This is a genomic window from Halobacillus hunanensis, from assembly GCF_900166655.1.
Classification (GTDB): Bacteria; Bacillota; Bacilli; order Bacillales; family Halobacillaceae; genus Halobacillus_A; species Halobacillus_A hunanensis.
The window spans coordinates 595,070-620,913 of record NZ_FVZB01000007.1 but is presented as its reverse complement, the minus strand read 5'-3'; the positions used below and the strand labels follow the sequence as shown (position 1 = coordinate 620,913).

The window sequence follows — 25,844 nt, the reverse complement described above, 5'->3', positions numbered from 1 at the left end:
CTCCATCGTGTGATTCCTCAGAATCGATTGACTAATCCTAACGGTGCTTGGCGCGTCAATCTCATTTAAACTTAACAGCTGAGCTGAAAAATAGATCTATGAACATAAAAATATCGCTGCCCCTTTTGGGACAGCGATATTCTCACACTTATTTATCTACGGCGATTACGGTTACGTAAAAACGTAGGAATATCAAGTGTATCTTCCTCTTGCGGAGCTTGTTTAGGCGGCACTTGATGAGAAGCCTCCCGACGTGATTGCGGCTGTTCCTCACGTACACGCTCTTGAGGTGTTGGCTTCGATTGATTCATCATATTACCGCGTGGTCTCTTCTGAGCTTCTGCAATTTGAGCTTCATCAAATCCAGTCGCAATAACAGTAACGACGATCTCATCTTTCAAGTTCTCGTTGATAACCGAACCAAAGATAACATTTACTTCCTGATCTGCTGCCGATGTGACAATATCGGCTGCCTCCTGTACTTCATAAAGACTTAAATTTGCTCCACCGCTAATGTTCATGAGAACACCGTGCGCTCCATCAATGGACGTCTCAAGCAATGGTGAGGAGATCGCTTTTTTGGCAGCTTCTGCAGCCCGGCTTTCTCCTGTTGCAATACCAATCCCCATCAATGCTGAACCTTTATCAACCATGATGGTTTTTACGTCTGCAAAGTCAACGTTAATTAAACCAGGGACTGCAATCAAATCTGAAATACCCTGAACACCTTGACGAAGCACGTTGTCGGCTTCACGGAAAGCTTCAAGCATTGGTGTGTTTTTATCAACGATTTCAAGCAGGCGGTCATTTGGAATAACGATTAACGTATCCACACTGCCTTTTAAGCCTTCAATTCCACCTGTTGCCTGAGTAGAACGCTTGCGCCCTTCAAACGTAAACGGACGGGTAACAACACCAACAGTTAAAGCCCCAAGTTCTTTGGCTACCTGAGCGATAACAGGAGCTGCACCTGTACCAGTGCCTCCACCCATTCCAGCTGTAACGAAAACCATATCGGCCCCTTGCAAGGCTTCTTCTAACTGTTCTTTGCTTTCTTCAGCTGCCTTGCGACCCACTTCTGGATTCGCTCCAGCACCAAGTCCGCGTGTCAGTTTACCACCAATCTGCATTTTCACTTCAGCTTTTGATAGATTCAACGCCTGAGCATCTGTGTTCACCGCAATAAATTCTACACCTTGAACTCCATGCTCGATCATTCGGTTAACGGCGTTACTTCCGCCGCCACCGACACCAATTACTTTAATTGTAGCTAGCTGGTCCATACTCGTATCAAACTCTAACATCTTCCGTTCCTCCTAATACACAAGATTACAAGATTTACTATGTTTAACGTTCACATGGTCTTGTCCTGTTCTTTTAATCAAAGAAATACTTTAATAGGTTTTGGAACCCTGATTCTTTTTTCTTCTTCTTAGGCTCTTCAGTTTCTTCTTCTTTTGGCTGCTTCGCCACCCGCTTCTGCTTTTTAGGAGCAGGCTGCTCAAAATCCATAGAGACAGATGGAAACATCTCTTTCCCTTGTATTTTCGCATTACGATAAGCGAATTGCAATATCCCAACACCACTCGTGTACTGTGGCTCGCGAACACCAATGTAATCAGGGATGGCTAATCGAATATTTGAGTTGAACACATCTTGAGCCAACTCCAGTACGCCAGGCATATTCATCGCGCCGCCGGTAAGCACAAAGCCCCCCGGTAGTTCACGTACACCCATGCGCTGCAATTCCTGGGCAGCAAAAACAAGGATTTCTTCCAGTCTTGCTTCAATCATATCAGAGATTTGCAATTGATTGAATGATTGTTCGCGATTACTCCCAATAATTGTGACAGAAAATGTTTCCTCTTCGTTCGCATCATCAAAAAAAGCATGCCCATGATCAATTTTAATTTGTTCTGCTTCCTGTGTAGAAGTTCTTAAACCAACGGACAAGTCTTTCGTTAAATTATCTCCACCATAAGGGATCATACTTGTGCCTTTTAAGTACCCTTCATCGAAAATAGATACGGTCGTTGATCCACCGCCTACATCGACAAGAGCCACTCCGAGGTTTGTTTCATCCTCAGAAAGCGCCACCGTACCGGTTGCCAGTGGCTGCAAGCAAACATCGAGCACTTCTAATCCGGCTCGTTCCACACATTTCAATGTATTATGTAAAACGGTTTTCGCGCATGTAATAATCATGCCTTCCATTTCCAGACGAACTCCGATCATCCCGCGAGGGTCTGTGATTTCATCCTGGCCATCCACAATAAATTGCTGTGGGATTACGTCAATAATTTCCCTTTCAGGAGGTATTGAAACCACCTGTGCTGCATCTATTACTCTCGTAATGTCCTCATTCCCAATTTCACGCGTTTCACTAGAAACAGCTACGACCCCATGGCAGGGCTGTAGTTGAATATGATTGCCGTTAACACCGACTACTACACGATCTATCTTCATATCTACCATTCGCTCTGCTTGTTCTACAGCAGATCTAATCGAATGTACGGTTTGGTCAATATCTACAATAGCGCCCTTTTTCATGCCATTTGATTTGGATGATCCAACGCCAATTATATTAAGGGAATCATTCATAATTTCTCCAATAATAACTTTAATTCGACTCGTTCCTATATCTAAACTCACTAATATTTCATTTTGATTCACCAGTGACGCACCTCCTATTACAAGCCATATAAGTATTAAAATCATATCGAATTTACAGATAAAAAACAATCATTGCAATACAAACGTAAATGAATTGATAAATTGGGTAAAGAAATCAACGGCTGAATAGAAAAATTTGTATAATTATAATTTTCCACACCACTTCAAAAATTCCTTTTATTTTTGCCTCATTTTTTCAATTTTGCGTGTGATAAGCCGTTGGTCAATTACTTGTCTCCTGATTACAGCGATATTCTGGAATAAACGCACCCCAAAAGCAAATACTGCTGCAAGATAAAGGTCTATCCCCAGTTGCACACCTACAAAGGCGAGCAACGCCGCTAGAGCGACATTTGAAAAAAAGCCAGTCACGAATACGGTCTCATTAAATGTTTTCTCCAAACTAGCCCGTACCCCTCCTAATAGTGTATCAAATGCAGCTAAAACAGCAATAGACAGATAATCCTTATACTCCTCAGGTATGCGAAGGTTGGTCATCAAACCAACCGCAACCCCTATAATCAAAAACAGTACAGGGAGCCACATTCTATTCACTTGTCTCCCCCATTTCCCCTTTTTGTAACACTTCTAAATGTAAAGGATCTTCATACTCCGGCAAGGTGATGTTGCTCTTTATACTAACTTTCAGTTCAAGGTTTTCAATGGCAAAGTAATCTTTTGACTGACTCACTACCATATAGTCTGACAGCTTTTCAGGATTAGAGGAGAGGGCATAAATGGTCACAGGCAACGGGGGTAAAGGGCGATTGTTTATATAAGTATAGCCGTTCACACCTCTCACTGGTGATAAATTAGTAACGCGTTCGTTACCTATCGCTATTTCTGTTGCCCCAAACTTGTTTAAATCATTAATCAAACGAGTTAGGAGTTCGGGTGAAATGGAAGGGTAACTTTGCACTTCTTCTGTCTCCACAAAGATTGGCTTTACCTCAATTATAATTCCAGAACCTGTTTGCTGAGTCAGCCCGAGTTTCCTTTCGAGTGTGCTGATTGAAGATTTCAATGTTTCGATTTGCTCTTGCTGGCTCTGCTCCTGATACTTCTCGATCGTACGATCTGCCTTGGAAATTTTCTCCAAAAGATCCTGCTGTTGGGTTTGCTGACTTTCTAATGCCTCTCTTATTTCCCATACATCCCTTGTGTCCCGCTCTACAGGTCCAGCTTTGGTCGTTTGATATTGAATTGCAATCATAAATCCAATAACCAGAAAGATAACTGAAATCATCCATGTTGTTCGTTTGCTCATGCCGTTCACCCTTCAGATGTTACTCTGGCTTTCATGTTGATTTCGTTTTCTTCAGTCAGTTCAACATCAACATGCTCACTCTCCAATTGATCTACTACCCCGCGTGTCAAATCAAGACTTGAATAGAGGACATTTCTGTCTCCGATCGCGGAAATCACGAAAGGGGCAGCATGTTGGACACCATCTACTGTGATGACAGGGCCCGTACAGGAGATGTAGCTATCACTGAAATAACGCTGCCCATTAATAGATACTGCCTTAGCTCCTGCGCTTAGCAGCTCGTTAATAACAAGGTGTACATGGCTTTCATGGACCATATAGTTATTAATATTGCCGGACTCAGGGGTGTATTTGGAGTCACGCAGCGTAATGGTCACACCTGGCCCCTTGACGGGTAATTCGCCCGCCAATAGCTGAAGTTCCTGCTTTTCATCCACGTAATCTGAAACCATTTGTTCAGACTGCGCCAACTGACGTTCGAACTCCTGAATTTCTTTACGCTTACTTCTTAGTTCTTCTTTCAGCTGTTTATTCCTTTTTTCAATTTTTAACAACTGCTGCTGATAATAGTATTCTTTTTCCCATTGAGTGTCATTTAACTGAACCATTTCCGGTTCTGCTTTCGTTTGCTGGTAGCTGTAAGCGACTAGAAAACCAGAACTGAGTAACACGAGAGAAAGGATAAAGGTTCTTCCTTTATGACTCATCCCTATTCTCCTCTGCCGCATTACCTTCCGCGTCTTCTTCTTCCTTCTTCGAGTCCGGATAGGCTTCAAAATAGGCACCTACATCAATATGTACGATTCCTTCCTGATCCTCGCTCAGCTGAGAGACAATGGAAGGGTAAGCTGGCATTTTACTGGAAAAAGTTCGTATCGAAGCTTGTACTTCATACCCGTCATTCATGTACAGCGTGATCAGATAGGGGTTGTCCTCTTTAGGAGTCCAGTGAATTTCAGATATTAAACTGGCAATACTGTTTGAAAGCTCTTTAAGTTCTTTAGACATTTCTTTTAAGTAAGTGGCTTTTGTAAACCCTTTTAAAACGGGAGCGTCCCCGCCAGGGATAGCCATTTGCACATCAAGCTTTGTGCCATTTTCTAAAATAGGCTGATACTTGCCATCTACCTGTACATATCCAATTCGTTCCGCTTCCTCTACCTCGATGCGGATCGTACTTGGTAAATTTCTCTTCACTTCGACATCAATAATTTGATTATGTGAGGTGATATTTTCCTCTATATCAGCTGGATCAACTTTCCAAAAATTCGTAGTATCAGTTATCCCTGACATATCTTTGATTTTCTCGCTGCTGACGTAATTCTCCCCTTCTACCTCAATGTTGCGTACATGACTAAGAGGGGACTGTAAATAGACGACAATCGCGATTAACAGAAATAATACGGACAAGTATTGAACTAACCTTCTATTCGCTTTTTTCTTTCTAACTTGTTTTAATTTAGGAATTCGATCCTCTATGGAAACAACTTTCTTTTTTTCTTCCATAATCAGCATGTCTCCTTGTTGCCAGATGCAAAAACTTCATCATAGCAAACTTCTAACTTTTTCAATCATTTAATATGAACTGATTAGGCTCATGGTACCCCCTATTATATCACATATACCCATGCGAATTAGGAACTAGTTTGCAATTTAATGCTTGTTTTTTCAAGCTCTCTTTCTCGTATAAAAACAGGATATTTTATCTCAGTCAATAACTTTACAAAAGGGAGGCTGGGACTAAACTGAATGAAACATAAAATAATCCGAACGATTGAAAAAATCAGTTCGGATTACTTGTATGGCCAAGAAAGAATTTCTACCATCGCTCCGTCAAAACACTTCGCTTTCCGCGGGCACGGCCTCAGCTTCCTCGGAAAGCAAAGTTGAAGCAAACACCGCTCCCATTTCATCACAACGCATGTCATGAAATGGGTTGGTACATTCCGCGTTATGGCGTTATTAGTTTGACGCCAGCTGATCTGTATAGTTACCGCGTCGTTCATCTATTTCGTTGAATAGCGGCTGACGCTTAACAATAAACCAAGTGCAGCTAGAGTTAACGTTAAAGAAGACCCTCCATAACTGACGAGCGGAAGCGTTATTCCTGTTACCGGGATTAACCCTGTCACCACGCTGACATTGATCATCACTTGAATGGAGATCATCCCAACTATTCCAAGTGCCAGTAAACTGCCATATAAGTCTGGTGCGTATAAGCTGGCACGAATTCCGCGCCACAATAAAATCAAAAATAAAAACAGTACCGCACAGCCGCCGAGAAACCCTAATTCTTCAGCTAACACAGAGAAAATGAAATCGGTTTGCGGTTCAGGCAGGTAGAAGAACTTCTGCATGCTGTTCCCTAACCCCACTCCAAGCAGTCCTCCTGGTCCGATCGCATATAAGGATTGGATAATTTGAAAGCCAGTCCCAAGCGGATCTTCCCACGGATGCAAAAAGGCTGTAATCCGATCAATTCGGTACGGTGCCGAAGCAATCAATCCGACCATCCCTGCTGCCCCAGCAGCTGCGATCCACATAAAGTGGCTGATTCTAGCACCAGCTGTAAACATCATTACGAGGCATGTGGTGACCATAACGACGCCTGTCCCTAAATCAGGCTGAAGCATAATCAGAGCAAATGGAACGAGGATCATGGCCAGTCCAGGTAGAAACCCTTCCTGGAACGAAGCAATTTTCTTTTGCCTTAACGCTAAAAATTTGGCCAGAAAGATAATTAATCCAAGCTTCATGAACTCTGATGGCTGGATGCTGAACATTCCAATTCCAATCCAGCTTCGCGCGCCCCCGCGGACCATCCCTACTCCTGGAATTAACACGGCGACGAGAAAAACGAGACAGAGGATCGCGATCCATTTCGCATGCTTAAACCAAATGTGATATGGAATCCGGGATAAGGCAACCATCGAAATCAAACCTAAGATCGCAAACAATATTTGTCGTTTGGCATAATACCAGGCATCATCAAATTTATATTCTGACCAGATGCTTGAGGAGCTGTAAACCATCACAATGCCAATAATTAAAATGCTAAGGATTGTACAAGTCAGCCATATGTCTGGCTTTTTTTCATTTCTGTCCATAAAAAAGCCCTACCTCCCATATGAATTGGAAAACAGGGCTTGTCAAGCTTGTCACATAAGCCCCTTACTTACAGCTTATGCACAGCTTGTTTAAACATATGACCTCTTTCTTCGAATGTACGATATTGATCCCAGCTGGCACAAGCCGGAGATAATAAAACGACATCCCCTTCATTCGCAAAACGATCAGCAGCATCTACAGCTTCGTCCATCGTTTCAACGATCTTTACATGCTCAACATCCGCCTGTTTTGCAGCCACAGCCAGCTTGTCTTTTGTTTCCCCGAACACGACCATAGCTTTCACATGATTCAAATAAGGTACGAGCGCATCGAAACTGTTTCCCCGGTCAAGCCCCCCTGCCAACAATACAGTCGGCTGTGTAAACGACCTTAACGCATAGGAAGTTGCTAAAATATTTGTAGCTTTTGAATCATTATAAAATAAAACGCCTCGTTTTTTAGTGACATATTCCAACCGATGCGTTACGCCTGCAAAGCTTGTCAGAATGGTTTGAATGGCATGATTTGAAATTCCTCTTATTTTAACCGTCGCAACGGCTGCCAGAATATTTGCCAGGTTGTGTTCCCCCACAAGGACAATTTCACTGCGCTTCATGACTTTCTCTTCTTTAAAATAAATATACTCGTCATCTGTCCATGCCCCGTTCACTTTTTTCGTGATCGAGAAAGGAACTCGAATGGAAGCTGCCTCGTGCAGGAATGATAAAATTGCTTCATCATCCGCGTTATATACCAAGTAATCTTCTTCTGTCTGCATTCTCATGATATTTGCTTTGGCCTGAAAATAATTGTCCAGCGTATGGTGATAATCTAGATGTGCTTCGAATAAATTCAACCAGACAGCAATGCTCGGTTTAAAGGTTTCCACGCCCATCAGTTGAAAAGAAGACAGCTCGATGACCATCGTCTCTTCTTCTGTTGTGGTACGAGCTACTTCAGAAGCTACTTCGCCAATATTCCCTGCAATAGATACAGGTTGTTGATCTGCCTCTAAAAAAGCATGAATCAGTGTTGTGGTCGTTGTTTTACCATTGGAGCCAGTTACGCCTACTAAATCTCCCCGATGAAGCTGACCCGCCAGTTCAATTTCGGTGACGATTGAAATCCCCCGTTTTTGCCCTTCGGCTACAATCGGATTATCATAACGAATTCCCGGGTTTTTAACGATCAGGTCGATACCGTCAAGGATATGGAGGGGATGGCCACCCGTGATCACTTCTGCCCCCTTGCTTTTAAGACGTTTCACCAGATCACTTTCTTCATCCGCTTTCAAATCATTAATACGTACCGAAACCCCGCTGTCTAAAAGTAGTTCAGCTGCTGCAGTACCGCTTTTAGCAAGACCTAACACTAATACATGCTTATAAGCAAATGATGAAAAACTTCTCATCCGAACATCACCTCAATATAAATCCCGAGTATTGCGAAAAGCAGCCCCACCGTCCAGAATGTGGTGACGACACGCCACTCAGACCATCCTTTCAACTCATAATGATGGTGCAAGGGGCTCATTTTAAATACTCGCTTGCCTGTCGTTTTAAATGAAATTACTTGAATAATGACTGATAAGGTTTCAATTACAAATACCCCGCCAATGATGACGAGAAGCAATTCAAGTTTTGTCAAAATAGCAATAATAGCAATGGCTCCGCCTAAAGCAAGCGAGCCCGTATCGCCCATAAACACTTTGGCAGGGTGTGCGTTAAACACTAGGAAACCTAATAGTGCTCCCACAACAGCAATCGAGAAAATGGCGACGACTGTATCAGCTTCGCCATTCCACGCTAAAATACCAAATGCTCCAAAGGCGATTGCTGCAGTTCCGGCAAGAAGACCATCTAGTCCGTCTGTCAGATTGACAGCATTGGATCCACCAACAAGCATGAATAAAATTAATAGTCCATACCCCCATCCCAATTCGAGCTCAAAGGAAGTCCCAGGGAGCGTAATGTATGTGGGGAAATCATTTTGTACTAACATCCAATAGACGACGATGGCAATCACAATTTGCCCAGCCATCTTCTGCTTTGACGTTAACCCAAGATTTCGTTTCTTGGCCACTTTAATATAATCGTCCAGAAATCCTAATAATCCATAACCCAGTAGTACAAACAGCACAATAAATACCTTGACACCTTCTGCTTCAGGTAAAAACCATAAGGTAATGGCGAGCGTAGTCAGTGTGATCCCGATCAGGATCATCACACCGCCCATCGTAGGTGTACCCGATTTCTTCTGATGAGATTGTGGACCCTCTTCCCTAATTTTCTGGCCAAATTTAAGCCGCCTTAAAAACGGGATAATGATCGGCGATATAACGACTGTTATAGCGAATGCTAGAGCCATGGTTATGAAAAGTATGTAGTCGTTCATGTTTTTCCTCCTTTATCGTGATCGCAATCGCCTGCTCATCAGTTCGTTAAATCAGTCATTAGCTCTTCAAGTTTCATACCTCGTGAAGCTTTAATTAATACAACGCTCTCTGATGTTAATTGACCTTGAAGCTGATCACTCAATTGTTGTTTTGTTTCAAAATGTTGGGCTTCGATGGTTGGATGAGATTTCTGAACAGCTGCTGAGATCTTATCAGCATGATCACCAATCGTATAGACAGCCTGAATTTGATCGGTTATCGCTTCAGCGACGCCTGCATGTAGTTCATCAGCATGTTCGCCCAGCTCAAACATATCCCCGAGCACAAGTATTTTATGTGTCTTCTCTTTTAAATGACAAATCACTTCAATGACGGCCTTCATTGAAGTAGGTGAGGCATTGTAAGCATCATTTATAATCAAAGCCCCCTGCTGCCCTTCATGTTTCTCAAAACGCATCCCGGACATTTCCAGGCGGGTAAACCCTTGATTAATTTCCGCTGGCGTCATTCCTAAAAAAGTAGCAATAGCTATAACGTATGATGCATTTTTAACGTTATGCCTGCCCGATAGCGGGATATGGTAGTGTGTACCTGTAAAAGTAAAGCTGCTGTCATGATCAGTCATTTCCACATTATGGATTTGCTGCCGCGAGCTCTCTAAGAACCCGCACGATATCGCAGACGGACCATAGGAAGCACCAGCAAGCAACGGTTCATCACCATCAAAGACATATAACCCTTGCTGTTTCCAGCCTTCGAGAATTTCGAGTTTAGCGCGCGAAATATTTTCCCGCGACCCCAAATTCTCGATATGGGACTCGCCAATATTTGTAATGATCACATGGTCCGGTTCCGCTAGTCGGGAAAGCAGAGATATTTCACCAGCCTGATTCATCCCCATTTCTAGTACCGCTACCTCAGTATCTCTCGGCATGGCCAGGATCGTTAACGGTAATCCAATGTGATTATTATAGTTTCCTGCTGTTTTATGGGTTTTATACTTGACTTGCAGGATGGAGGCCACTAGATCTTTCGTGGTTGTTTTACCATTTGAGCCGGTCACCCCGATCACAATCGGAGCAACTTGCTTCAAATAATATTTCGCAGTCTGCTGCAGTGCAGCAGTTGTATCTTTAACAAAAAAGACCGGGAATCCTGTCGGCAGGCTCTCAGGAAGGGCGTAGTTTTCCTGCCATAGAGCAGCTACCGCTCCTTGATCAATTGCTTCCATAAGAAAGTGATGCGCATCAAATGACTCCCCTACGATCGGAACAAATAAGCTTTTCTTCGCTTTTTTTCTCGTATCTGTCATAATGCGTTCCATCAAGATAGCATCTGTTTCTCCCCTGTACTTCGGAAAGACGTTTGTTAGTTCTTCGACTGTAAACATTAAGAATGACTCCCTTTTACTTTCAATAAAATATCTCTGGCCACTTCACGATCATCAAAGTCATACCGTACACCGTTGATCTCTTGATACGTTTCATGACCTTTCCCGGCAATCAGCACCATATCTCCATCACTTGAGTGAAGGATGGCTTGTTCGATAGCCTGCTTACGGTCCGTTTCCACCTCGAAATTCCCGTCCAGGTGTGCTGTCATGTCATATAGAATTCGCTCAGGCTCTTCTGTCCGAGGATTGTCTGATGTGAAAATAATATGGTCGCCATATCTCATTGCCACATCGGCCATTAACGAACGTTTTGTTCGATCACGGTCCCCGCCGCAGCCTACCACGACACGAATATGCCCAGAGCAAAATTCCTTCATTGTTTTCAGTACATTCTCGAGCGAATCCGGTGTGTGAGCATAATCCACCACGACACCAAATTCCTGACCCGCTAGTACAGGTTCGAAACGGCCGCGCACTCCTTCTGTTTGCGCGAAGGATTGCTGGATCGTCTGCAGGCTTACACCCGCAGCCAGAGCAGCTCCGGCTGCTGCCAGCATATTATACACACTGAACATTCCCATTAACGGACTCGTAATCATAACTGTCCCTTTAGGAGTTTCCAGTGTATATGAAGCACCTTTTTCGTGAAGATCGATGTTTTTCGCCATAATATCTGCTTGCTCATGTATGCCATACGTTAACGTCGGTTTAGCCGTTGAGCGCACCAGCTTAGCTGCCACAGGCGAATCAATATTAATGACAGCGAATTTTTCCCGCTCCACATTATACCCGTTTCCAAGCTGTGCAAACAATAGGGACTTAGCACGAAGATAATCTTCCATATCTTCATGGTAATCTAAATGATCTTGACTCAAATTTGTAAAAATAGCAATATCAAAATCGCAGCCATAGACGCGTCCCTGATCAAGGGCATGGGAAGAAACTTCCATGATCGCCGTTTCCACACCACGGTCGATCATCTTGCGAAAACTGCTCTGTAACGAAAGAGCGTCAGGGGTTGTGTTCTTCACTGGATACACATCCCCTGCTATATTCATTTGGATCGTACCAATGGTGGCTGTCGTTTGCTGTTCAAGTCGAAAAATTTCATCAAGCAAATACGTAACGGTTGTTTTACCATTCGTACCTGTTACACCAATCGTGTAAACACTCTCTGTCGGATATTCATAATAGGCGGCTGCCAGCATGGCCAGTACCTTGGTCGTGTCATTTACAGTGACGATGGGAAACTCAATATTCAAGTCTTCTTCCGCCACAATTGCAGATGCTCCTTGATCAATTGCAGATGTCACGTAAGCATGACCGTCAGTTTCGGCCCCGCGAATACATACGAACAAGTCGCCAGGGGAAACGGTTCTTGAATCCATCGTTACACCGGTTATCGTTATCGTATCAATTGATTGGTTGGTTTTATAAAATGGAACAATTTCTAATAACTCTTTCAACTTCATTCTAATCATCCTAACTTTCCCACATTCTCATTCATTATAGCAAAGATATAATCGGCTGTACCGTCCTATAATGAATTTTGACAACTTATTCCTCACCCAAGTACACGCGTATAGTAGATCCGCTTGGCACCTTCACTCCGGCTTCTGGTGCTTGAGTAACGACTTCTGATCCTTCGCCGCTTGTTTTAATTTTTAAAGTTGTTAAAAATTGGGTGAGTTCTTTTTTCTCCATCCCTGTTACGTCCGGAACTTCAACAAGTGGTTCCTCCGGCCAGGCGTATTCTTTCTCGAGACCGTCTTTTCTCGGTTTAACACCTAAGGAACGCAAACTGTCCTCCATAATATTTCCTACAATCGGAGCCGCAACGACGCCCCCAAACTGGACCGTGTTTTTCGGGTTATCAATAGCAAGATACACGACGAGTTCAGGATCATCTGCAGGAGCAAATCCAATAAAGGACACAATATGGTTGTTGCTCATATACTGGCCATCTTCGCCCACCTTCTGGGCGGTACCTGTTTTTCCACCTACTCGATAGCCTTCGACATATGCACCGCGCCCGGTTCCTTTTGCCACAACGCTTTCAAGTGCTTTTCTTACTTGCTCTGACGTTTCCTCCGAAATGACACGTCTCTCCATTTCCGGTTCATTTTTTTGCAAAACTTCACCGCTCACTGGGTCGAGCCATGCTTCCTGCACATAAGGTTCGTAATAGTACCCCCCGTTTACGGCGGCCGCTACAGCCATAACTTGCTGAATCGGTGTGACAGATACCCCTTGACCGAAAGCTGTCGTCGCCAATTCAACAGGTCCGACTCGTTCCGGTTTGAATAAAATCCCTTTTCCTTCACCTTGTAAATCGATCCCTGTTTTCTGACCAAACCCAAATCGATTAATGTATTCAAACAAGCTTTCTTTGCCTAATTTCTGCCCTAGGGTGACAAAACCTGGGTTACATGAATTCTGGACAACCTCAAGGTAGGATTGATCGCCATGTCCGCCCCGTTTCCAACAATGCAAGGTCGTCCCATCCACTTTTATTGACCCGTCATCATGATAATGGTCGTCATGTAAATCAACTACATCTTCTTCAAGAGCTGCTGCTAAGGTGATGATTTTGAACGTAGACCCAGGCTCATACGTACTCCAGATTGGTAAATTCCGATCATAAACAGATGGATCAACATTTTGATAATTGCCTGGATGGAAATTAGGACGCGATGACATAGCCATTACCTTGCCAGTATCCGGGTCGACAGCAATGGCCAGCGCACCGTCAGGGTTGTACTTTTCAACGGCTAAATCCAGCTCCCGCTCAATGATCGACTGTACCTTATAGTCAATCGTCAAACGCAGATCCTTTCCATCAACAGGTGGTTCGTACACATCAGCAATATCAGGCATTCGCTTTCCTTTTGCATCAGAAAAGAACGAAAGTGCTCCCTGCTCTCCACTAAGTTTCTCATCATAATAGGCTTCCAGTCCAAGCAGTCCCTGATTATCTATCCCGCTGAACCCAAGTACATGCGAAAGAAAAGCACCATGTGGGTAATAGCGCTTGGAATCTTCAGCTATGTACACGCCAGGGATGTTCAAAGACTGAATGGCTTCTGCTTGATCTTCAGATATCTTCCGGCCTTCTGGGTTGATTTTCTCAATCGACACTTTGTTTGTGAGATGGTCATAGGCTTTCTCTACTGTCATATCGAGGATCTTGGCCAGTTTTTGGGCCGTTTCTTCAGGCTTCTTAATTTGTCTTGGCACGACCATAACCGTGGGGGCTGATTGGTTGCCAACGAGCACTTCTCCATTTGTGTCTAAAATTCTGCCACGCTCAGGCTCAAAGGTAATATCCCTTCCCCATGATTCTTCGGCCTTAGCGATTAAAAAGTCACTCAACACGAATTGGACGTACCCTAACCGACCAGCGATCGTGGTAAAAATAACTAACCCCACTAAAAAAACAGTGACTAAACGTTTTCTGACGACTACTTGTGATACTCTCCTCATATCCATAACTCCTTTAAAATCGATAGAGTAGGCTTGTATCACTATATGCAATCACAGAACGATTAGAACACTGCTCATTTAGGGTTACTGCGGCGGCGAAAGTTCGACCACCAGATAACCATCACCATTTAATTTAGAACCTTTTGCGATGCTTTGTTTCGAAACATATCCACTACCCATAGTTTCCATCTTTAAATTAAAATAGTCTGCCAGCCTTTGGACATCCCGTAACGACCATCCAGTAAGGTCAGGCATCGTGGGCTGATCGGTAATGACAATAATACGCTCGCCATTCAGCGTTGTCGCCCCTGCTTCTGGGAGGGTGGCCTCTACTTTACCACCATTTCCTACCACGGAAACATGCTCATACGTTTTCTGTAATTGAGCCACGGCCTCTTTCGTAGACATGTTTGTCACATCTTGAAGCTCTTGTGTTTCCACCTGCTGATCATTATTTTTATCTGGATTAATATCAAGATAATGCAAACTGTTCTCCATTACGGTCTTAAAGATATAAGACACAGGTGCAGATCCAGTTTCAGTCGGCTCAAGTTCTGGCTGCTGTACAGCTACATACATAAGAAGTTCCGGATCTTTTTTAGGTGCCATTCCAAGGAAAGAGAAGATGTAATTCTCTCTTCCAGTCATATACCCGCCGTCAGGGCTTGGAATTTGGGCTGTACCTGTTTTCCCGGCTACAGAATAATCTCCTAGCTTATAAGGAGCTCCTGTCCCATGTTCGCCTGTTACAACACTGCCTAATAAACCACGCATTTTCTTAGCAGTTTCAGCAGAAATCGGCTCGCCTATGACTTCAGGTTCACTAATTTCAATCGTTTTATCCGAATCACTTCCGGTAATTTTGGAGAGTACATACGGACGCATCATCTCCCCGTCATTCGCAATCGAAGTGGCGGCGGTCATCAATTGAATCGGTGTCGTCGTCGTCCCCTGTCCAAATGATGTCGTCACTTTCTCAATTGGATAATTGTAGAGGAGCTTCCCTTTCGCTTCGCCAGGCAGGTCTATCCCTGTTTTCTGATCAAAATGAAATGCGGACAGATATTCTCTAAATGTCTGTGGCCCGATCTTCTCCATTGCCAACTTGGCTGCTGCCACATTAGAGGAGCGTCTGAACCCTTCATTAAAGGTGATTTTTCCCCATCCTTCATAATTGTGATCATGGATCGCCCTGTAATTCTCACCGATATCATATGAACCGGATTTGAATTTTTCTTTTCCATTATAGACCCCTTCTTCAATCGCAGCGGCCCACGTGAACATTTTCATTGTAGATCCTGGTTCAAATGGATAGGAAATCACGTCATTGTACCAGTTTTCCACATCCCCAATATCATTAGGATTATAACTTGGCCGGTTACTCATGGCCAGAATTTGTCCAGTTTCCGGGTCCATAACAGCTGCCATGATTTTCTTCGGCTTGTACTGTTCCTGGACAGAAGACATCGCATCCTCCAGGAAGGTTTGGATTTTCTGGTCAATGGTTAGATGGACATTTTCCCCATCATCCGGCGGCTTCAATATTTCGTTTGGATCCAGAAGCTTTATACCATATTTATCACGTTCATAGGAAATTTTACCTTTTTCGCCTTCTAAATATTCCTCCAACTGTTTTTCAACGCCAGTCACACCGTTGATATGTCCGTTTTCCGTTCGGGCAAAACCGATGATGTGCGAGGCGAATTTCCCGTTTGGATAATACCGCTTAGATCTTTGATCAAACTTTATTCCGCTTAAATCCATTTCCTTAATTTTCTTCATAGTCTTGCGGGAGATCTCCCGGCCTTTACTTCCAAACTCAACCTGAAATCTTCCAGCTTCCTGCGCTTCCGTCATCGTTTCGGCCATCTTTGCAGCATCCATATCTAATATTGGAGCCAGCTTTGAGGCTGTTTCCTGAATATCATCTACGTGTTTAGGATCCTCTTTATTAGTAGTAAAAGCAGGATCAACAATTGCATATAAACGGTAGGTGGGACGATCGTACGCCAACACCATTCCATTTTTGTCAAAAATTTTACCGCGGCTTGCGTCCAACTGATAGGAAGTTGTTCGGCTTTCTTCAGCCCATTTTTCCAGGTTAACCCCTTCTACTTCAGCCGTTGTTTCAATATAAAGAAATCGCCCGGCAATAATAAGGAACATGATTGAAAAAAGAATGATCAACAAAGCGGCACCTTTATGTGTATTGGGACTTTTCATAAAGACACCACCTTCTATGGAGTTAGTTTCCTAAGTAGCCTGCCTGCTTCACTTTAGCATTCTGAATGTCAAGGCCGTGTTCTTTGGCAATCTCTAGGATACGGTCTGGGTTGCTTAGTTCTTTTACTTGGTAAGCAAGGGTTTCATTGTGTGCTTCCTGCTGCTTCACTTCCTGTTCAAGTTGCTGAATATTTCGGTTTAGCGTATCTGTCGAAGAGGTAAAGTTAACCATAAAGATAGAAGCAGCAACTACGACTCCTGTAAAAGCACTGTATAAAAACTTTTCTCCCGTACTGATCCATTGCTTCTTATGAACTTTTACTTTGGGCTGCTGCTTATTCGGTTCTTGTACAGGCTGTTGCAAATCTCTTACTCTTTCAGTGCTCATGTTTGCTTCCACCCTTCTTCAAATTTAAATTCTTCTGACCACGGTTTCACTTTTTCTACCACACGGAGCTTGGCTGATCGTGATCGTCTATTGTCTTCAAGTTCATCGTTATCTGCTGTAATAGGCTTTCTTGTAATTAAAGTAAACGGAGGCTGTTTGTCCTCCGGAATCACCGGAATATTCTTCGGCAATGGAGGGTTCGAACTCCATTTCTTAAAGGTTTGTTTGCACAATCGATCTTCAAGTGAATGGAAGGTGATGACAGCGATTCGTCCCTCTACGCCTACCACTCTGGCTGCCTGATGCAGGGTATCCTGAAAAGCTCCCAGCTCGTCATTCACAGCGATTCTGATGGCTTGAAACACTCGTTTAGCGGGGTGCCCGCCTTTTCTGCGTGCCGGAGCCGGAATCCCTTCTTTAATGAGTTCTACAAGCTGATCTGTCGTATCGATCGCCTGCTGCTCTCTAGCTGCCTCAATTTTTCTGGCAATTTGTTTAGAAAATTTTTCTTCTCCATATTTAAAGAAGATGCGTACGAGGTCTTCATAAGGCCATTCATTAATCACATGCCACGCTGATAATTCCTCTGACTGGTTCATCCTCATATCAAGCGGAGCATCGTTATGATAACTAAACCCTCGCTCAGCCACATCAAGCTGCGGACTTGAAACACCGAGGTCATAAACGATTCCATCCACCTGGTCATAGCTCAGTTCTGCCAATTTTTCTTCCAATTGCCTGAAGTTGGCATGAACAAAGGTGATTCGTCCACGATAAGGGGCTAATCTTTCACGTGCTGCTTCGAGTGCATGCTCATCCTGGTCAAAGGCGATTAACTGCCCGCCTTCCCCGAGCCGGGAAGCGATCTCTTCTGCGTGACCTCCTCCTCCCAACGTACAATCTACATACACACCATTCGGTCGAATATGTAACCCTTTTATCGTTTCTTCTTTTAACACACTATAATGTTCGAACATGTACTCACTCGTTTCTTCTATCAATCAAATATCAAAATCCAGCATATTTTCTGCAATCTCAGAGAAAGACTCTTCGGATGCTTCGAAATACGTTTCCCACTGATCCTTACTCCAGAATTCAATACGGTTGGAAACACCAATAACGACACATTCCTTATCAAGCAGAGCATGCTTTCGAAGCGGTGGAGGGATATTTATTCTTCCCTGCTTGTCTACTTCACATTCAACAGCCCCGGATAAGAAAAACCGCGTGAAGGCGCGGGCGTCTTTCTTCGTTAATGGAAGCTTTTTCAGTTTCTCTTCAAGCAGCTTCCACTCATTCATAGGATAGGCAAATAAACATTGGTCCAAACCCCTCGTCAGCACAAAGCCGTCCTGGAGTTCGTCACGAAATTTAGAAGGTACGATAATTCGTCCTTTGGTATCAATGTTATGTTGAAATTCGCCCATGAACATAGACTCTTCCCCACCTTCTACATTCATCCTACCACATCGCTCCACTTTTCACCACTTACTTTTTTATCATTCTTTAAATAATAAAAAAATCCTGCCTGGAGGGGCAAGATTTTCAAGGTTTTTATTTTATTTTTTCATTGTGGGGGATTGTGGGGGGATTTACACATACACCACATAATGCGGATGAGTAAAGGAAAGCTGATGATCGTTGATTCGCTTAAATACATCCATTCCATATGTGTTTACCCATGGAGTGATGTTCCACACCCTCTCTTGTAATCCTCCTTCGGGGTGAAGCAGCAGATCCAGCTCTTTAAATGTCTTCATCTCCCGTTGATATTTTTCTTCAATCGTTTGAAGCATCCGGTGTTCTAAAAACTCCACCATTTGCTTGAGATAGTCTAAATTCTTCTCTGCCAGCGCTTCAAGGTCAGGGCCGAGTTCAGACGCTTTTTCACGAAGCGGCTGATGTATGTTTGCCATCTCTTGTTTAATCTGCTCGCTCATCTGTTCAATAGGCGGGTTGCTTGCCGCCGCCAGCCATTTTACCTTTTCACTTGCAGTCCCATGTTCAAGAACTTGCTTCATGTCCAAGTGCAGTTCACGAAGCGCTGCTTCAGCCTTCCGATCAACCAACGTAAAAGATAATCGCGGATATACAGGCGGCATTTGTAACCCAACTGCCTGAAAAGCTGGTTTGAGCACAGACCAATAGCTGATTTCACCTGGTCCGCCAATGAAAGACAAAACCGGAAGTAAGAATTCCTGCATAAGGGGCCTTGTCACCACATTGTTACTTAATTGCCAAGGTGACTCCTGTGCGATTTGAAGCAGTTCTGTTTTTGTCTTCTCCACTTCATTCTTTTTACCACGGAAACTTCCTTCCTCACCTCTCGCAAGCAGAATTCGCTCCCCGTTGTGATGATAGAACAAATGAGCATCAGCAGCCTCACTATCTAACGACACCGGATATCCTTGCTGTCTGTTTCGCTGAATCGCTGCCCATACGCCTTCTGCAATGGTTTCATTTTCATGAATCATCTGCTCAAAATAACCAGATTCCAGTTGACGGATGCCCTGGTGATGCGCATCTACAATGATTAACCCTTCTTCATTAAACAGGGTATAGAGCAAACGGGCGAAAAACTCACTGTAACTTGAGGAAAGTTTCATGTGGCTGACCACTGTTTGGTAAAAGTCGCGCGTAATTTCTGTTTCCTTTACTTCAGCAAAAACTTTCTTTAACCAGGAGTCCACGGCTTCGCGATCAAAAGGCAAATCTGACACAGAAGCTTTCTGATCAGTTTGTGACTGCAGCTGGACTTTCTTCATTCTTTGTTCGCTCTTCATCATCACGTGATTGATTTCAGCAAAATCATGGTCCTCCCCGGCAATCCAAAAGATTGGAATGACAGGTGTGCCAAGCTCCTTTTCCTGTTGTTTTGCTAGTTGAATCACTGAAATAATTTTATGAACGGTGTATAAAGGCCCTGTCAATAACCCAGCCTGCTGCCCAGCCACTACGGCCATCGTCTGGTCATTTCTAAGTTTCTCAATCATGGTGAAGGTGTGCGAAGGAGCCTCCCACTGTTTATTCATCATTATGAGAATATCAGCCAGTTCCTCACGATTGAATGCGCGCTCCCGCACATACTCAGCCCGTTTTTGTAACGTACCTTCATGATGAGGGTCGTATTCAAATTTATCTTCCACATTTTTATAATGATGTAAATAGTCGTCTACTAAAACATTCTTCTGATTTAGTTTGACGGGATCGATTCGCATGATGAACGTCTCCTTTTATGCTCAGGTTGTTATGTACCCTTATGTATTGTACAAAAAAGCGCCGGAGAGTTCACCTAATCTGTTTGCTAAAAAGCATATCTCTTCGGAAATTGTATGGTGATCCTTGTGTCAGCTCCCCTCTAACACTTAAAAAAATTAGAGAAACAGCCTGTCAGCGAGACCAAATGCCGTCAAGCCCATGTACACGACCAGCAGCACTACAAAGCTAAGCCTCAGAAATACAATAAACGACCGTCCCAGTTGGACCTCTTCATATACTTTATACTGAATAATAACAGATAAGCTTAGAATGACCAGTAAAAAAACAATAATCCAGGCCCAGTAACTCTCCTCAAATAAGACAAGCAGCAAGACGTGAATCGCTAATACTAGAAATGGAACCGTAAACTGTGTGCACTGCCGGACAGCTTTTTTCTTATAACGGTGCCATTTCATCGCGAAAAAGTAACTAATCAATAAAAATAACAACGGCATGGTTACTAAAGCAGCAATAATATAGCTGAGGATAGTAATCATTGTGCTTCCCCTTTAGCCGATTGTATTTCCAGGGCATGAATTGCTTTCGTTACAAATTCATGAAAAGGGGCCTCTCCCTTACCTGCCTTCACGATATACCCGCAAATGGCGTCCACTTCTGTTTTCCTTCCAAGACGAATATCTTGAAGCATTGATGATTGATTCTCTCCCGTATTGTAAGCCACAGCGGCAACACGATCCCATTGGTCGGCGTAGGATAGATTAAGAACACGGCACGCTTCGCTGCACAGCTGTTTAGCCAATGATTGAATGGAAGGATTGTCCATAACCATGTGATTGGGAACGTGAAAAAGAGCTGTCAGAGGATTGATGACCGTGTTTACCACTAGTTTGTCAGCCAGGATCGGAAAGTATGCTTGTTCAGCTTCAAACAAAAACGCATCAGTTGATAATCTCGCTGCCCACTCTTGGATCACTTCTCCTCCATGATGGGCGGCAATCACAATTTTCCCCTGACCTTTATGGTCCACAGCCGTATCACTTTCCTTGAGAGCCCCATGTTCAACGACACCGATCAGGCATGGATTAGATACATGGGAGACGAGTTCGAGATGGTTCATTCCATTTTGTAAAAAAAGTAGTGGAGCTTCTGTACGCAGATTGTCAATGATGGAAGGTAAGGTCGGCTGTTTAACAGCAAGTATAACCAAGTCATGCTCCAGTTGCTGACCTGCAAACAACTGAACGTCTAAATGGGCGGGATGAGGTAACGAAGAACAAGATACGCCTGCTCTGGATAGACGATTACGCTGTTCCTCCCGTTTGACATAAAGAGTTACGTTATGTACTTCATGTAAGTGTGAGGCTATCAATAACCCAATCGCACCACCGCCAATAATTCCCACTTCCATGGCATTCCCTCATTTCCTTAAAGCCTCTTTTTTCCTTATTGTAGCAAACTTCCGCTAAAACAGGGAATGGCTTTTTATAAATATGAGGGTCATTCATTTCATTCTGAATATTTTTATATTATAATTAGGGAGAGATACAGAATTTTGAAAGGGGAATTCCACGTGATGACGAAGCATAAAGTTCAGCCATTATTAGTTAATTATAAAACATTAGAAGAATTTAAACGATTTAAAGAATATGGCAATCAAGAATTAGCGATGCTCGAAGACCTTGAAAGCAACATTGTCGAGAATGACAGCGAGTCACCTTTCTTCGGAGTCTACTTTGGAAACGCTTTAGCGGGCAGAATGAGCCTTTATCGTGTCCGGGCGAAATACGATCATTACTTTAACCCGCCACAAGACTACTTGGAGCTTTGGAAATTAGAAGTACTGCCAGACTATCGTGACCAAGGATTTGGAAAAGCAATGGTAGATTTCGCGAAAAGCTTTAATTTGCCTATCAAGACAAATCCAAGAATTAAATCCCACTCTTTCTGGGAAAAAATGGACTTCCAAAAGGCTCATTACGATGTTGGGCGTGACCTCGGTGAGAACCCGCTGATCTGGATGCCTTCAGGTGTAAAAGAAAGAGAAGTTTAATATAAAATAAACAAGGCCGCTACAATGCTGTGTAGGGCCTTTTTCTTTCTCTCATTATGTGTAGGTTTGCGGCCTGCTTTTTTTCACATAAGTCACAAGCTTTTCCATTTCACTCCACGCTTGTTCCAGCTCCTTCAATTGGTCCTTTAATTTAACATTATCTTCATTTAACTGATGCAGCCTGCTTTGAAGCTGTTCATGATCATACGATGAATGCTGACTCGTTTTCATCTCTTTCAAAAAAGAAATGGCATCATCAAATGAGATGGGCGACTCCTTTTGTAGAGCTGTTTGCCCAAGTACAGATCTCGACTTTCTATTTTGCTTCGCTTCACGTATGTCCTTCTGATAATCCTTTCTTACTGTAGCATTCCATCGGAACCCACATGCTGCGGGGGTTCGTTTCAGCTGCTGTGCTACCTCCTGAAAGGCTTCCAGCTGGGTTCTTCCATCCCGGATATAGCGCAGCACCGTCTGGGCAAGAAGCACATCTTCTTCACCCTTCCAGGCATCTTGTCTTGGGGCGTCCATTTGATCCCTCCTCTATCGTTTGCTTATAGTTATGCAAAAGAAGAGGTTGATAGAATCGTATTTATGAGTTTTTTCTGGAAGATGCGGCGAACCTTCTCACAGCATTTACATGCGCCTCAGTTTCCCATAGCCCGGCACAATCGTGGACTTCTCGATCCATGTGCTGTGATAACCCTTCTATAGACAGCTTTTCTATGTATTGCTGCTTGAAGACATGCAATTGTTCCACCGATTTTTCTAAAAAAGGATGTAGTAATTCCTTTCCGTCCATTTGCTGCCTAGTCACGATCTTATGTAACCAGCCAATCTCTAAGGTCCGGTTTGCACTGTACATCTGTGCATCCATTAACCAATGTGCAGCCACATTAGAGGGAATTCGTTTATATAAAATTTCCCCGCCGCCCCAGCCTGGCGTGATGCCTAACTGGCCTTGAACGAACCCATAGCTTCCGTCCGCTAAACCATATCTAAAATCACAAGCCGTTGCAATTTCGCATCCTCCGCCACGAGCCTGACCATTGAGAAACGCGAACGTGGGGACCGGAAAGCAGACCAGCTCATGCAGCACCTGTTTCATCGGCAAAAGCGTGTGATAAGCCTGTTCACTCGTTAAATCACCATGCAGCTCTGTTAAGTCTCCGCCTGCACAAAATGCTCGGTCCCCTGCTCCGCGGATAACGAGACATTTAAGATGATCCATGTTCTTCACTTGTTCTAAAACGGTAAGAAGTTCGGCAGCCATCTGTTTTGTAACCGCATTCATTTTATGCGGACGATTTAGCGTGACCAGTCCATACCCGTCGTCAGATACAGTCAGTGTTACTTGTTCCATAGGTTTGCTCCCTTTTTCGTATGATATCATTCATGAACTTCTTTTTTTGCAAAAAAAAGGACCTGACATTCAGGCCCTTTTTCCGTACAGATCTTACTGTTCAACCACTTGCTTTCCATCATATTGTCCACAAGATTTGCAAACATGGTGTGGTTTTGTATACTCTCCACAGTTTTGGCATTCTACCATACCAGGTACGTGAAGTTTTTTATGAGTACGACGTTGGTTTTTTACCTTTTTGGATGTTCTACGCTTAGGTACTGCCATGTTGTACACCTCCTTTTATTTACGACCGAGAAAACCATAATGATCTTCTTATTCGTTATTTTCTTCTTCATTCAATAATGATTGCAGCTTAGCCATTCGAGGATCCACTTTCTTCTCCTCCGGTTCCTCTGTAACCACCTGCCAGCCCTTACCCTCTGTAAGAGCTTGATCATGTGCCTCTTGATCATCTGAAAATACCCGAGTTGGAACCTCTAATAGTACATTTTCCTTGATATAAGGCGTTAAGTCAAGCATTTCTCCACTAATAGGGTGAATCTCGCTTTCATCTTCCTCTTCATAATAGGGAGACAGGTTAAATTCTTCCCGCGCCTCAATTTGAAAAGGGTATTCCACATCGACTAATGTTCTTGCACATGGCAAAATCATTTCGCCTTTAACGGAAAAAGTCACCGAGATATCATCACCGCGTCTTCTGGCTTGACCTTCTACATGAACAGGAGAAATCCTGCGAATGTCGTTATTCATATCCTCTAATTCGCGAATGTCTACATCGTCTTCAAAAACAAACGGATCATCGCCCGCCTGATTTAATTTTTGTAGAGGAAATTTCATAGTTATCACCCCATGGCAACAAGAGTTATTGTAAAAGGATTTGAGCTTTTTGTCAATATATTTTCTTTACACCCTTCTACACGTGCATGTAAAATCCCAGTCTTTTAGAACCTGCCCTTTACTTATAGATGAAAAGTTTTATACTATCTTCATGATAAGATATAAACAGCAGGGATTCAATAGGTCCGTTATGCTCTAGTATTAAACGAAGGAGGACTTTCATACGATGAAATCTTGTGGAGTCATTGTCGAGTACAATCCGTTTCATAATGGTCATGCTTATCACATCGAGCAAAGCAGGCAAGCTGCTCGTGCAGATTGTATGATTGCCGTGATGAGCGGGAACTTCCTGCAGCGAGGCGAACCCGCTATCATCGATAAATGGCATAGAACCAGAGCCGCATTACAGTCGGGAGCTGATTTGGTGCTGGAACTGCCTTATGTTTTTGCCGTCCAGCATAGTGATTATTTTAGTCAGGGTGCTGTCGATACGCTGTCTTACGCTGGAGTTGATGCGATTTGTTTTGGCAGCGAGAATGGTGAAATCGCCCCGTTTCTGGCGGCGCACGAAACATTAAAGCAGCACGGAGAAGAATTCCATAGCAGCTTACGTCAGCAGATGGATAAAGGGCTGTCTTATCCGGAAGCAGCTCGTTTTGCCTACAAAGCGATCGGACTCGAGGCCCTTGACCTTGGTCAGCCCAATAACACTCTGGGATACAGCTACATGAAACAAATGCTTACCCGTCATAAACAGATTACTCCGCTTACCATTAAACGGACTGGAAGCCAATACCATGACCAGCAGATGGGCGGATCAATCGCCAGTGCTACAAGTATACGCAAAGATTTACTGGCCCATCATAAAATGACGGCACAAGCGCGCGAGGCTATGCCAACACTGACAGCCGACGAACTGGCCCGCTACAGACATAAGAATGGCCTCTGGCATGAATGGGAGCATTACTTTGACTTGCTTCAGTATAAACTTCTTACTCTTCCTGCAGAACAATTACAGGTGATTCACGGCATGGACGAAGGGCTGGAGCATCGTTTTAAGCAAGCGGCTAAGAAAGCCACAAGTTTTGACCAGCTCATTGATACGGTAAAAACGAAACGATATACATGGACACGTTTGCAACGGACATGTGTCCACATTCTAACAGGTCTGATCAAGAACGAAGCCCAACAGGCTCTGAACACACAGACGCCTTATGTACGTGTACTTGGTATGAATAAAACAGGCCAGACCTATTTGAATAAACAAAAAAAACGAATGGAAGTTCCGCTGATTACCCAGCCCCAGCAATCAGACCATCCTTTGCTGGAATTCGAAGAAAGAGCTGTCGCCGCATACTACAGCGTGCTTCCTGCTAAGGAAAGGGTCAAACAAATAGCCACAGAGTACGGACCTCCCGTTCGAATATAAAAAGAAGAATGCC

At 43.6% G+C, this 25,844-nt stretch carries 26 protein-coding genes; 3 read left to right on the top strand and 23 right to left on the bottom strand.

Translation table 11 applies throughout. The features are described from left to right. Nucleotides 1-152: 152 nt before the first annotated feature. The 6 genes from ftsZ to B5354_RS15760 all read right to left on the bottom strand — a co-directional run bounded on the left by ftsZ (nt 153) and on the right by B5354_RS15760 (nt 5,446). Nucleotides 153-1,304 carry a cell division protein FtsZ gene (gene ftsZ / locus B5354_RS15785; RefSeq protein WP_079529761.1) on the bottom strand — a complete coding sequence of 384 codons (1,152 nt, stop codon included), beginning with the start codon at nt 1,302-1,304 and terminating at the stop codon, nt 153-155. Between the two features lie 73 nt (nt 1,305-1,377). Beyond that, on the bottom strand, nt 1,378-2,673 hold the full coding sequence (gene ftsA, locus B5354_RS15780) for a cell division protein FtsA (RefSeq protein ID WP_079529760.1): 1,296 nt from the start codon (nt 2,671-2,673) through the stop codon (nt 1,378-1,380). A gap of 177 nt (nt 2,674-2,850) precedes the next feature. Beyond that, nucleotides 2,851-3,219: a small basic family protein gene (locus B5354_RS15775; RefSeq protein WP_079529759.1), complete on the bottom strand. Its 369-nt coding sequence runs from the start codon at nt 3,217-3,219 to the stop codon at nt 2,851-2,853. Nucleotide 3,220: 1 nt separating this feature from the next. Beyond that, the gene (locus tag B5354_RS15770; protein ID WP_079529758.1) at nt 3,221-3,940 is read right to left on the bottom strand and encodes a DUF881 domain-containing protein; all 720 of its coding nucleotides are present in this window, start codon (nt 3,938-3,940) and stop codon (nt 3,221-3,223) included. 5 nt (nt 3,941-3,945) lie between these two features. Beyond that, complete coding sequence (locus tag B5354_RS15765) at nt 3,946-4,647, bottom strand: DUF881 domain-containing protein (protein ID WP_079529757.1); 702 nt, start codon at nt 4,645-4,647, stop codon at nt 3,946-3,948. After that, nucleotides 4,637-5,446, bottom strand: a complete 810-nt coding sequence (locus B5354_RS15760; RefSeq protein WP_079529756.1) for a cell division protein FtsQ/DivIB — start codon at nt 5,444-5,446, stop codon at nt 4,637-4,639. The genes B5354_RS15765 and B5354_RS15760 overlap by 11 nt, the downstream gene beginning before the upstream one ends. Nucleotides 5,447-5,689: 243 nt before the next feature. Between B5354_RS15760 and B5354_RS20570 the strand changes: the two genes are divergently transcribed. Continuing rightward, entirely contained in the window at nt 5,690-5,830 is a 141-nt protein-coding gene (locus tag B5354_RS20570) for a hypothetical protein (RefSeq protein ID WP_176142513.1), read from the top strand. 116 nt (nt 5,831-5,946) lie between these two features. Here the strand turns inward: B5354_RS20570 and spoVE are convergent, their stop codons facing one another. The 13 genes from spoVE to B5354_RS15695 form a co-directional block, all read right to left on the bottom strand. Beyond that, entirely contained in the window at nt 5,947-7,047 is a 1,101-nt protein-coding gene (gene spoVE, locus B5354_RS15755) for a stage V sporulation protein E (protein ID WP_079529755.1), read from the bottom strand. Between the two features lie 68 nt (nt 7,048-7,115). Next, nucleotides 7,116-8,459, bottom strand: a complete 1,344-nt coding sequence (gene murD, locus B5354_RS15750; protein ID WP_079529754.1) for a UDP-N-acetylmuramoyl-L-alanine--D-glutamate ligase — start codon at nt 8,457-8,459, stop codon at nt 7,116-7,118. Then, the gene (mraY, locus tag B5354_RS15745) at nt 8,456-9,442 is read right to left on the bottom strand and encodes a phospho-N-acetylmuramoyl-pentapeptide-transferase (protein WP_079529753.1); all 987 of its coding nucleotides are present in this window, start codon (nt 9,440-9,442) and stop codon (nt 8,456-8,458) included. Before mraY ends, murD begins: the two co-directional genes overlap by 4 nt. Nucleotides 9,443-9,480: 38 nt before the next feature. Beyond that, nucleotides 9,481-10,833, bottom strand: coding sequence for a UDP-N-acetylmuramoyl-tripeptide--D-alanyl-D-alanine ligase (locus tag B5354_RS15740; RefSeq protein ID WP_079529752.1), 1,353 nt, complete (start codon nt 10,831-10,833; stop codon nt 9,481-9,483). Continuing rightward, the gene (locus B5354_RS15735; RefSeq protein WP_079529751.1) at nt 10,833-12,308 is read right to left on the bottom strand and encodes a UDP-N-acetylmuramoyl-L-alanyl-D-glutamate--2,6-diaminopimelate ligase; all 1,476 of its coding nucleotides are present in this window, start codon (nt 12,306-12,308) and stop codon (nt 10,833-10,835) included. Before B5354_RS15735 ends, B5354_RS15740 begins: the two co-directional genes overlap by 1 nt. A gap of 85 nt (nt 12,309-12,393) precedes the next feature. Next, on the bottom strand, nt 12,394-14,319 hold the full coding sequence (locus B5354_RS15730; RefSeq protein ID WP_079529750.1) for a stage V sporulation protein D: 1,926 nt from the start codon (nt 14,317-14,319) through the stop codon (nt 12,394-12,396). 84 nt (nt 14,320-14,403) lie between these two features. Next, a complete protein-coding gene (locus B5354_RS15725; protein ID WP_079529749.1) occupies nt 14,404-16,542 on the bottom strand; it encodes a penicillin-binding protein in 2,139 nt (712 codons plus the stop codon). Between the two features lie 22 nt (nt 16,543-16,564). Next, nucleotides 16,565-16,930 (bottom strand): cell division protein FtsL, encoded by a 366-nt coding sequence (gene ftsL, locus B5354_RS15720; protein WP_079529748.1) that lies wholly within the window; start codon nt 16,928-16,930, stop codon nt 16,565-16,567. Further along, on the bottom strand, nt 16,927-17,907 hold the full coding sequence (gene rsmH, locus B5354_RS15715; RefSeq protein ID WP_079530609.1) for a 16S rRNA (cytosine(1402)-N(4))-methyltransferase RsmH: 981 nt from the start codon (nt 17,905-17,907) through the stop codon (nt 16,927-16,929). The genes ftsL and rsmH overlap by 4 nt, the downstream gene beginning before the upstream one ends. Before the next feature lie 24 nt (nt 17,908-17,931). Further along, the gene (mraZ, locus tag B5354_RS15710) at nt 17,932-18,363 is read right to left on the bottom strand and encodes a division/cell wall cluster transcriptional repressor MraZ (RefSeq protein WP_079530608.1); all 432 of its coding nucleotides are present in this window, start codon (nt 18,361-18,363) and stop codon (nt 17,932-17,934) included. 159 nt (nt 18,364-18,522) lie between these two features. Next, on the bottom strand, nt 18,523-20,148 hold the full coding sequence (gene bshC, locus B5354_RS15705; protein WP_079529747.1) for a bacillithiol biosynthesis cysteine-adding enzyme BshC: 1,626 nt from the start codon (nt 20,146-20,148) through the stop codon (nt 18,523-18,525). Between the two features lie 156 nt (nt 20,149-20,304). Continuing rightward, entirely contained in the window at nt 20,305-20,685 is a 381-nt protein-coding gene (locus tag B5354_RS15700) for a DUF3397 domain-containing protein (protein WP_079529746.1), read from the bottom strand. Then, complete coding sequence (locus B5354_RS15695) at nt 20,682-21,557, bottom strand: ketopantoate reductase family protein (RefSeq protein ID WP_079529745.1); 876 nt, start codon at nt 21,555-21,557, stop codon at nt 20,682-20,684. The genes B5354_RS15700 and B5354_RS15695 overlap by 4 nt, the downstream gene beginning before the upstream one ends. Before the next feature lie 165 nt (nt 21,558-21,722). On the opposite strand from B5354_RS15695, the gene B5354_RS15690 reads away from it, so the two are divergent. After that, entirely contained in the window at nt 21,723-22,199 is a 477-nt protein-coding gene (locus B5354_RS15690; protein WP_079529744.1) for an N-acetyltransferase, read from the top strand. Nucleotides 22,200-22,253: 54 nt separating this feature from the next. Here B5354_RS15690 and B5354_RS15685 read toward each other — a convergent pair whose 3' ends face one another. The 4 genes from B5354_RS15685 to B5354_RS15670 all read right to left on the bottom strand — a co-directional run bounded on the left by B5354_RS15685 (nt 22,254) and on the right by B5354_RS15670 (nt 24,402). Further along, on the bottom strand, nt 22,254-22,730 hold the full coding sequence (locus tag B5354_RS15685) for an RsfA family transcriptional regulator (protein WP_079529743.1): 477 nt from the start codon (nt 22,728-22,730) through the stop codon (nt 22,254-22,256). Nucleotides 22,731-22,791: 61 nt separating this feature from the next. Continuing rightward, nucleotides 22,792-23,562, bottom strand: a complete 771-nt coding sequence (locus B5354_RS15680) for an enoyl-CoA hydratase/isomerase family protein (RefSeq protein ID WP_079529742.1) — start codon at nt 23,560-23,562, stop codon at nt 22,792-22,794. A gap of 93 nt (nt 23,563-23,655) precedes the next feature. Then, the gene (gene rpmF / locus B5354_RS15675) at nt 23,656-23,829 is read right to left on the bottom strand and encodes a 50S ribosomal protein L32 (RefSeq protein WP_079529741.1); all 174 of its coding nucleotides are present in this window, start codon (nt 23,827-23,829) and stop codon (nt 23,656-23,658) included. A gap of 48 nt (nt 23,830-23,877) precedes the next feature. Then, nucleotides 23,878-24,402: a YceD family protein gene (locus tag B5354_RS15670; RefSeq protein ID WP_079529740.1), complete on the bottom strand. Its 525-nt coding sequence runs from the start codon at nt 24,400-24,402 to the stop codon at nt 23,878-23,880. A gap of 226 nt (nt 24,403-24,628) precedes the next feature. Here B5354_RS15670 and B5354_RS15665 point away from each other — a divergent pair, with 226 nt between their 5' ends. After that, on the top strand, nt 24,629-25,831 hold the full coding sequence (locus B5354_RS15665) for a nucleotidyltransferase (RefSeq protein ID WP_079529739.1): 1,203 nt from the start codon (nt 24,629-24,631) through the stop codon (nt 25,829-25,831). Nucleotides 25,832-25,844 lie beyond the last annotated feature (13 nt).

Excerpts from the sequence above, each read along its gene's own strand:
- rsmH (WP_079530609.1), bottom strand. The coding sequence starts at position 17,907 with ATGTTCGAACATTATAGTGTGTTAAAAGAAGAAACGATAAAAGGGTTA.
- B5354_RS15680 (WP_079529742.1), bottom strand. The coding sequence starts at position 23,562 with ATGGAACAAGTAACACTGACTGTATCTGACGACGGGTATGGACTGGTC.
- B5354_RS15695 (WP_079529745.1), bottom strand. The coding sequence starts at position 21,557 with ATGGAAGTGGGAATTATTGGCGGTGGTGCGATTGGGTTATTGATAGCC.
- mraY (WP_079529753.1), bottom strand. The coding sequence starts at position 9,442 with ATGAACGACTACATACTTTTCATAACCATGGCTCTAGCATTCGCTATA.
- B5354_RS15685 (WP_079529743.1), bottom strand. The coding sequence starts at position 22,730 with ATGGACGCCCCAAGACAAGATGCCTGGAAGGGTGAAGAAGATGTGCTT.
- B5354_RS15700 (WP_079529746.1), bottom strand. The coding sequence starts at position 20,685 with ATGATTACTATCCTCAGCTATATTATTGCTGCTTTAGTAACCATGCCG.
- B5354_RS15690 (WP_079529744.1), top strand. The coding sequence starts at position 21,723 with ATGACGAAGCATAAAGTTCAGCCATTATTAGTTAATTATAAAACATTA.
- spoVE (WP_079529755.1), bottom strand. The coding sequence starts at position 7,047 with ATGGACAGAAATGAAAAAAAGCCAGACATATGGCTGACTTGTACAATC.
- B5354_RS15760 (WP_079529756.1), bottom strand. The coding sequence starts at position 5,446 with ATGGAAGAAAAAAAGAAAGTTGTTTCCATAGAGGATCGAATTCCTAAA.
- B5354_RS15765 (WP_079529757.1), bottom strand. The coding sequence starts at position 4,647 with ATGAGTCATAAAGGAAGAACCTTTATCCTTTCTCTCGTGTTACTCAGT.
- B5354_RS15730 (WP_079529750.1), bottom strand. The coding sequence starts at position 14,319 with ATGAGGAGAGTATCACAAGTAGTCGTCAGAAAACGTTTAGTCACTGTT.
- B5354_RS15670 (WP_079529740.1), bottom strand. The coding sequence starts at position 24,402 with ATGAAATTTCCTCTACAAAAATTAAATCAGGCGGGCGATGATCCGTTT.
- B5354_RS15665 (WP_079529739.1), top strand. The coding sequence starts at position 24,629 with ATGAAATCTTGTGGAGTCATTGTCGAGTACAATCCGTTTCATAATGGT.
- ftsL (WP_079529748.1), bottom strand. The coding sequence starts at position 16,930 with ATGAGCACTGAAAGAGTAAGAGATTTGCAACAGCCTGTACAAGAACCG.
- B5354_RS15725 (WP_079529749.1), bottom strand. The coding sequence starts at position 16,542 with ATGAAAAGTCCCAATACACATAAAGGTGCCGCTTTGTTGATCATTCTT.
- bshC (WP_079529747.1), bottom strand. The coding sequence starts at position 20,148 with ATGCGAATCGATCCCGTCAAACTAAATCAGAAGAATGTTTTAGTAGAC.
- rpmF (WP_079529741.1), bottom strand. The coding sequence starts at position 23,829 with ATGGCAGTACCTAAGCGTAGAACATCCAAAAAGGTAAAAAACCAACGT.
- murD (WP_079529754.1), bottom strand. The coding sequence starts at position 8,459 with ATGAGAAGTTTTTCATCATTTGCTTATAAGCATGTATTAGTGTTAGGT.
- ftsZ (WP_079529761.1), bottom strand. The coding sequence starts at position 1,304 with ATGTTAGAGTTTGATACGAGTATGGACCAGCTAGCTACAATTAAAGTA.
- B5354_RS15740 (WP_079529752.1), bottom strand. The coding sequence starts at position 10,833 with ATGTTTACAGTCGAAGAACTAACAAACGTCTTTCCGAAGTACAGGGGA.
- B5354_RS15775 (WP_079529759.1), bottom strand. The coding sequence starts at position 3,219 with ATGTGGCTCCCTGTACTGTTTTTGATTATAGGGGTTGCGGTTGGTTTG.
- B5354_RS20570 (WP_176142513.1), top strand. The coding sequence starts at position 5,690 with ATGAAACATAAAATAATCCGAACGATTGAAAAAATCAGTTCGGATTAC.
- mraZ (WP_079530608.1), bottom strand. The coding sequence starts at position 18,363 with ATGTTCATGGGCGAATTTCAACATAACATTGATACCAAAGGACGAATT.
- B5354_RS15735 (WP_079529751.1), bottom strand. The coding sequence starts at position 12,308 with ATGAAGTTGAAAGAGTTATTAGAAATTGTTCCATTTTATAAAACCAAC.
- B5354_RS15770 (WP_079529758.1), bottom strand. The coding sequence starts at position 3,940 with ATGAGCAAACGAACAACATGGATGATTTCAGTTATCTTTCTGGTTATT.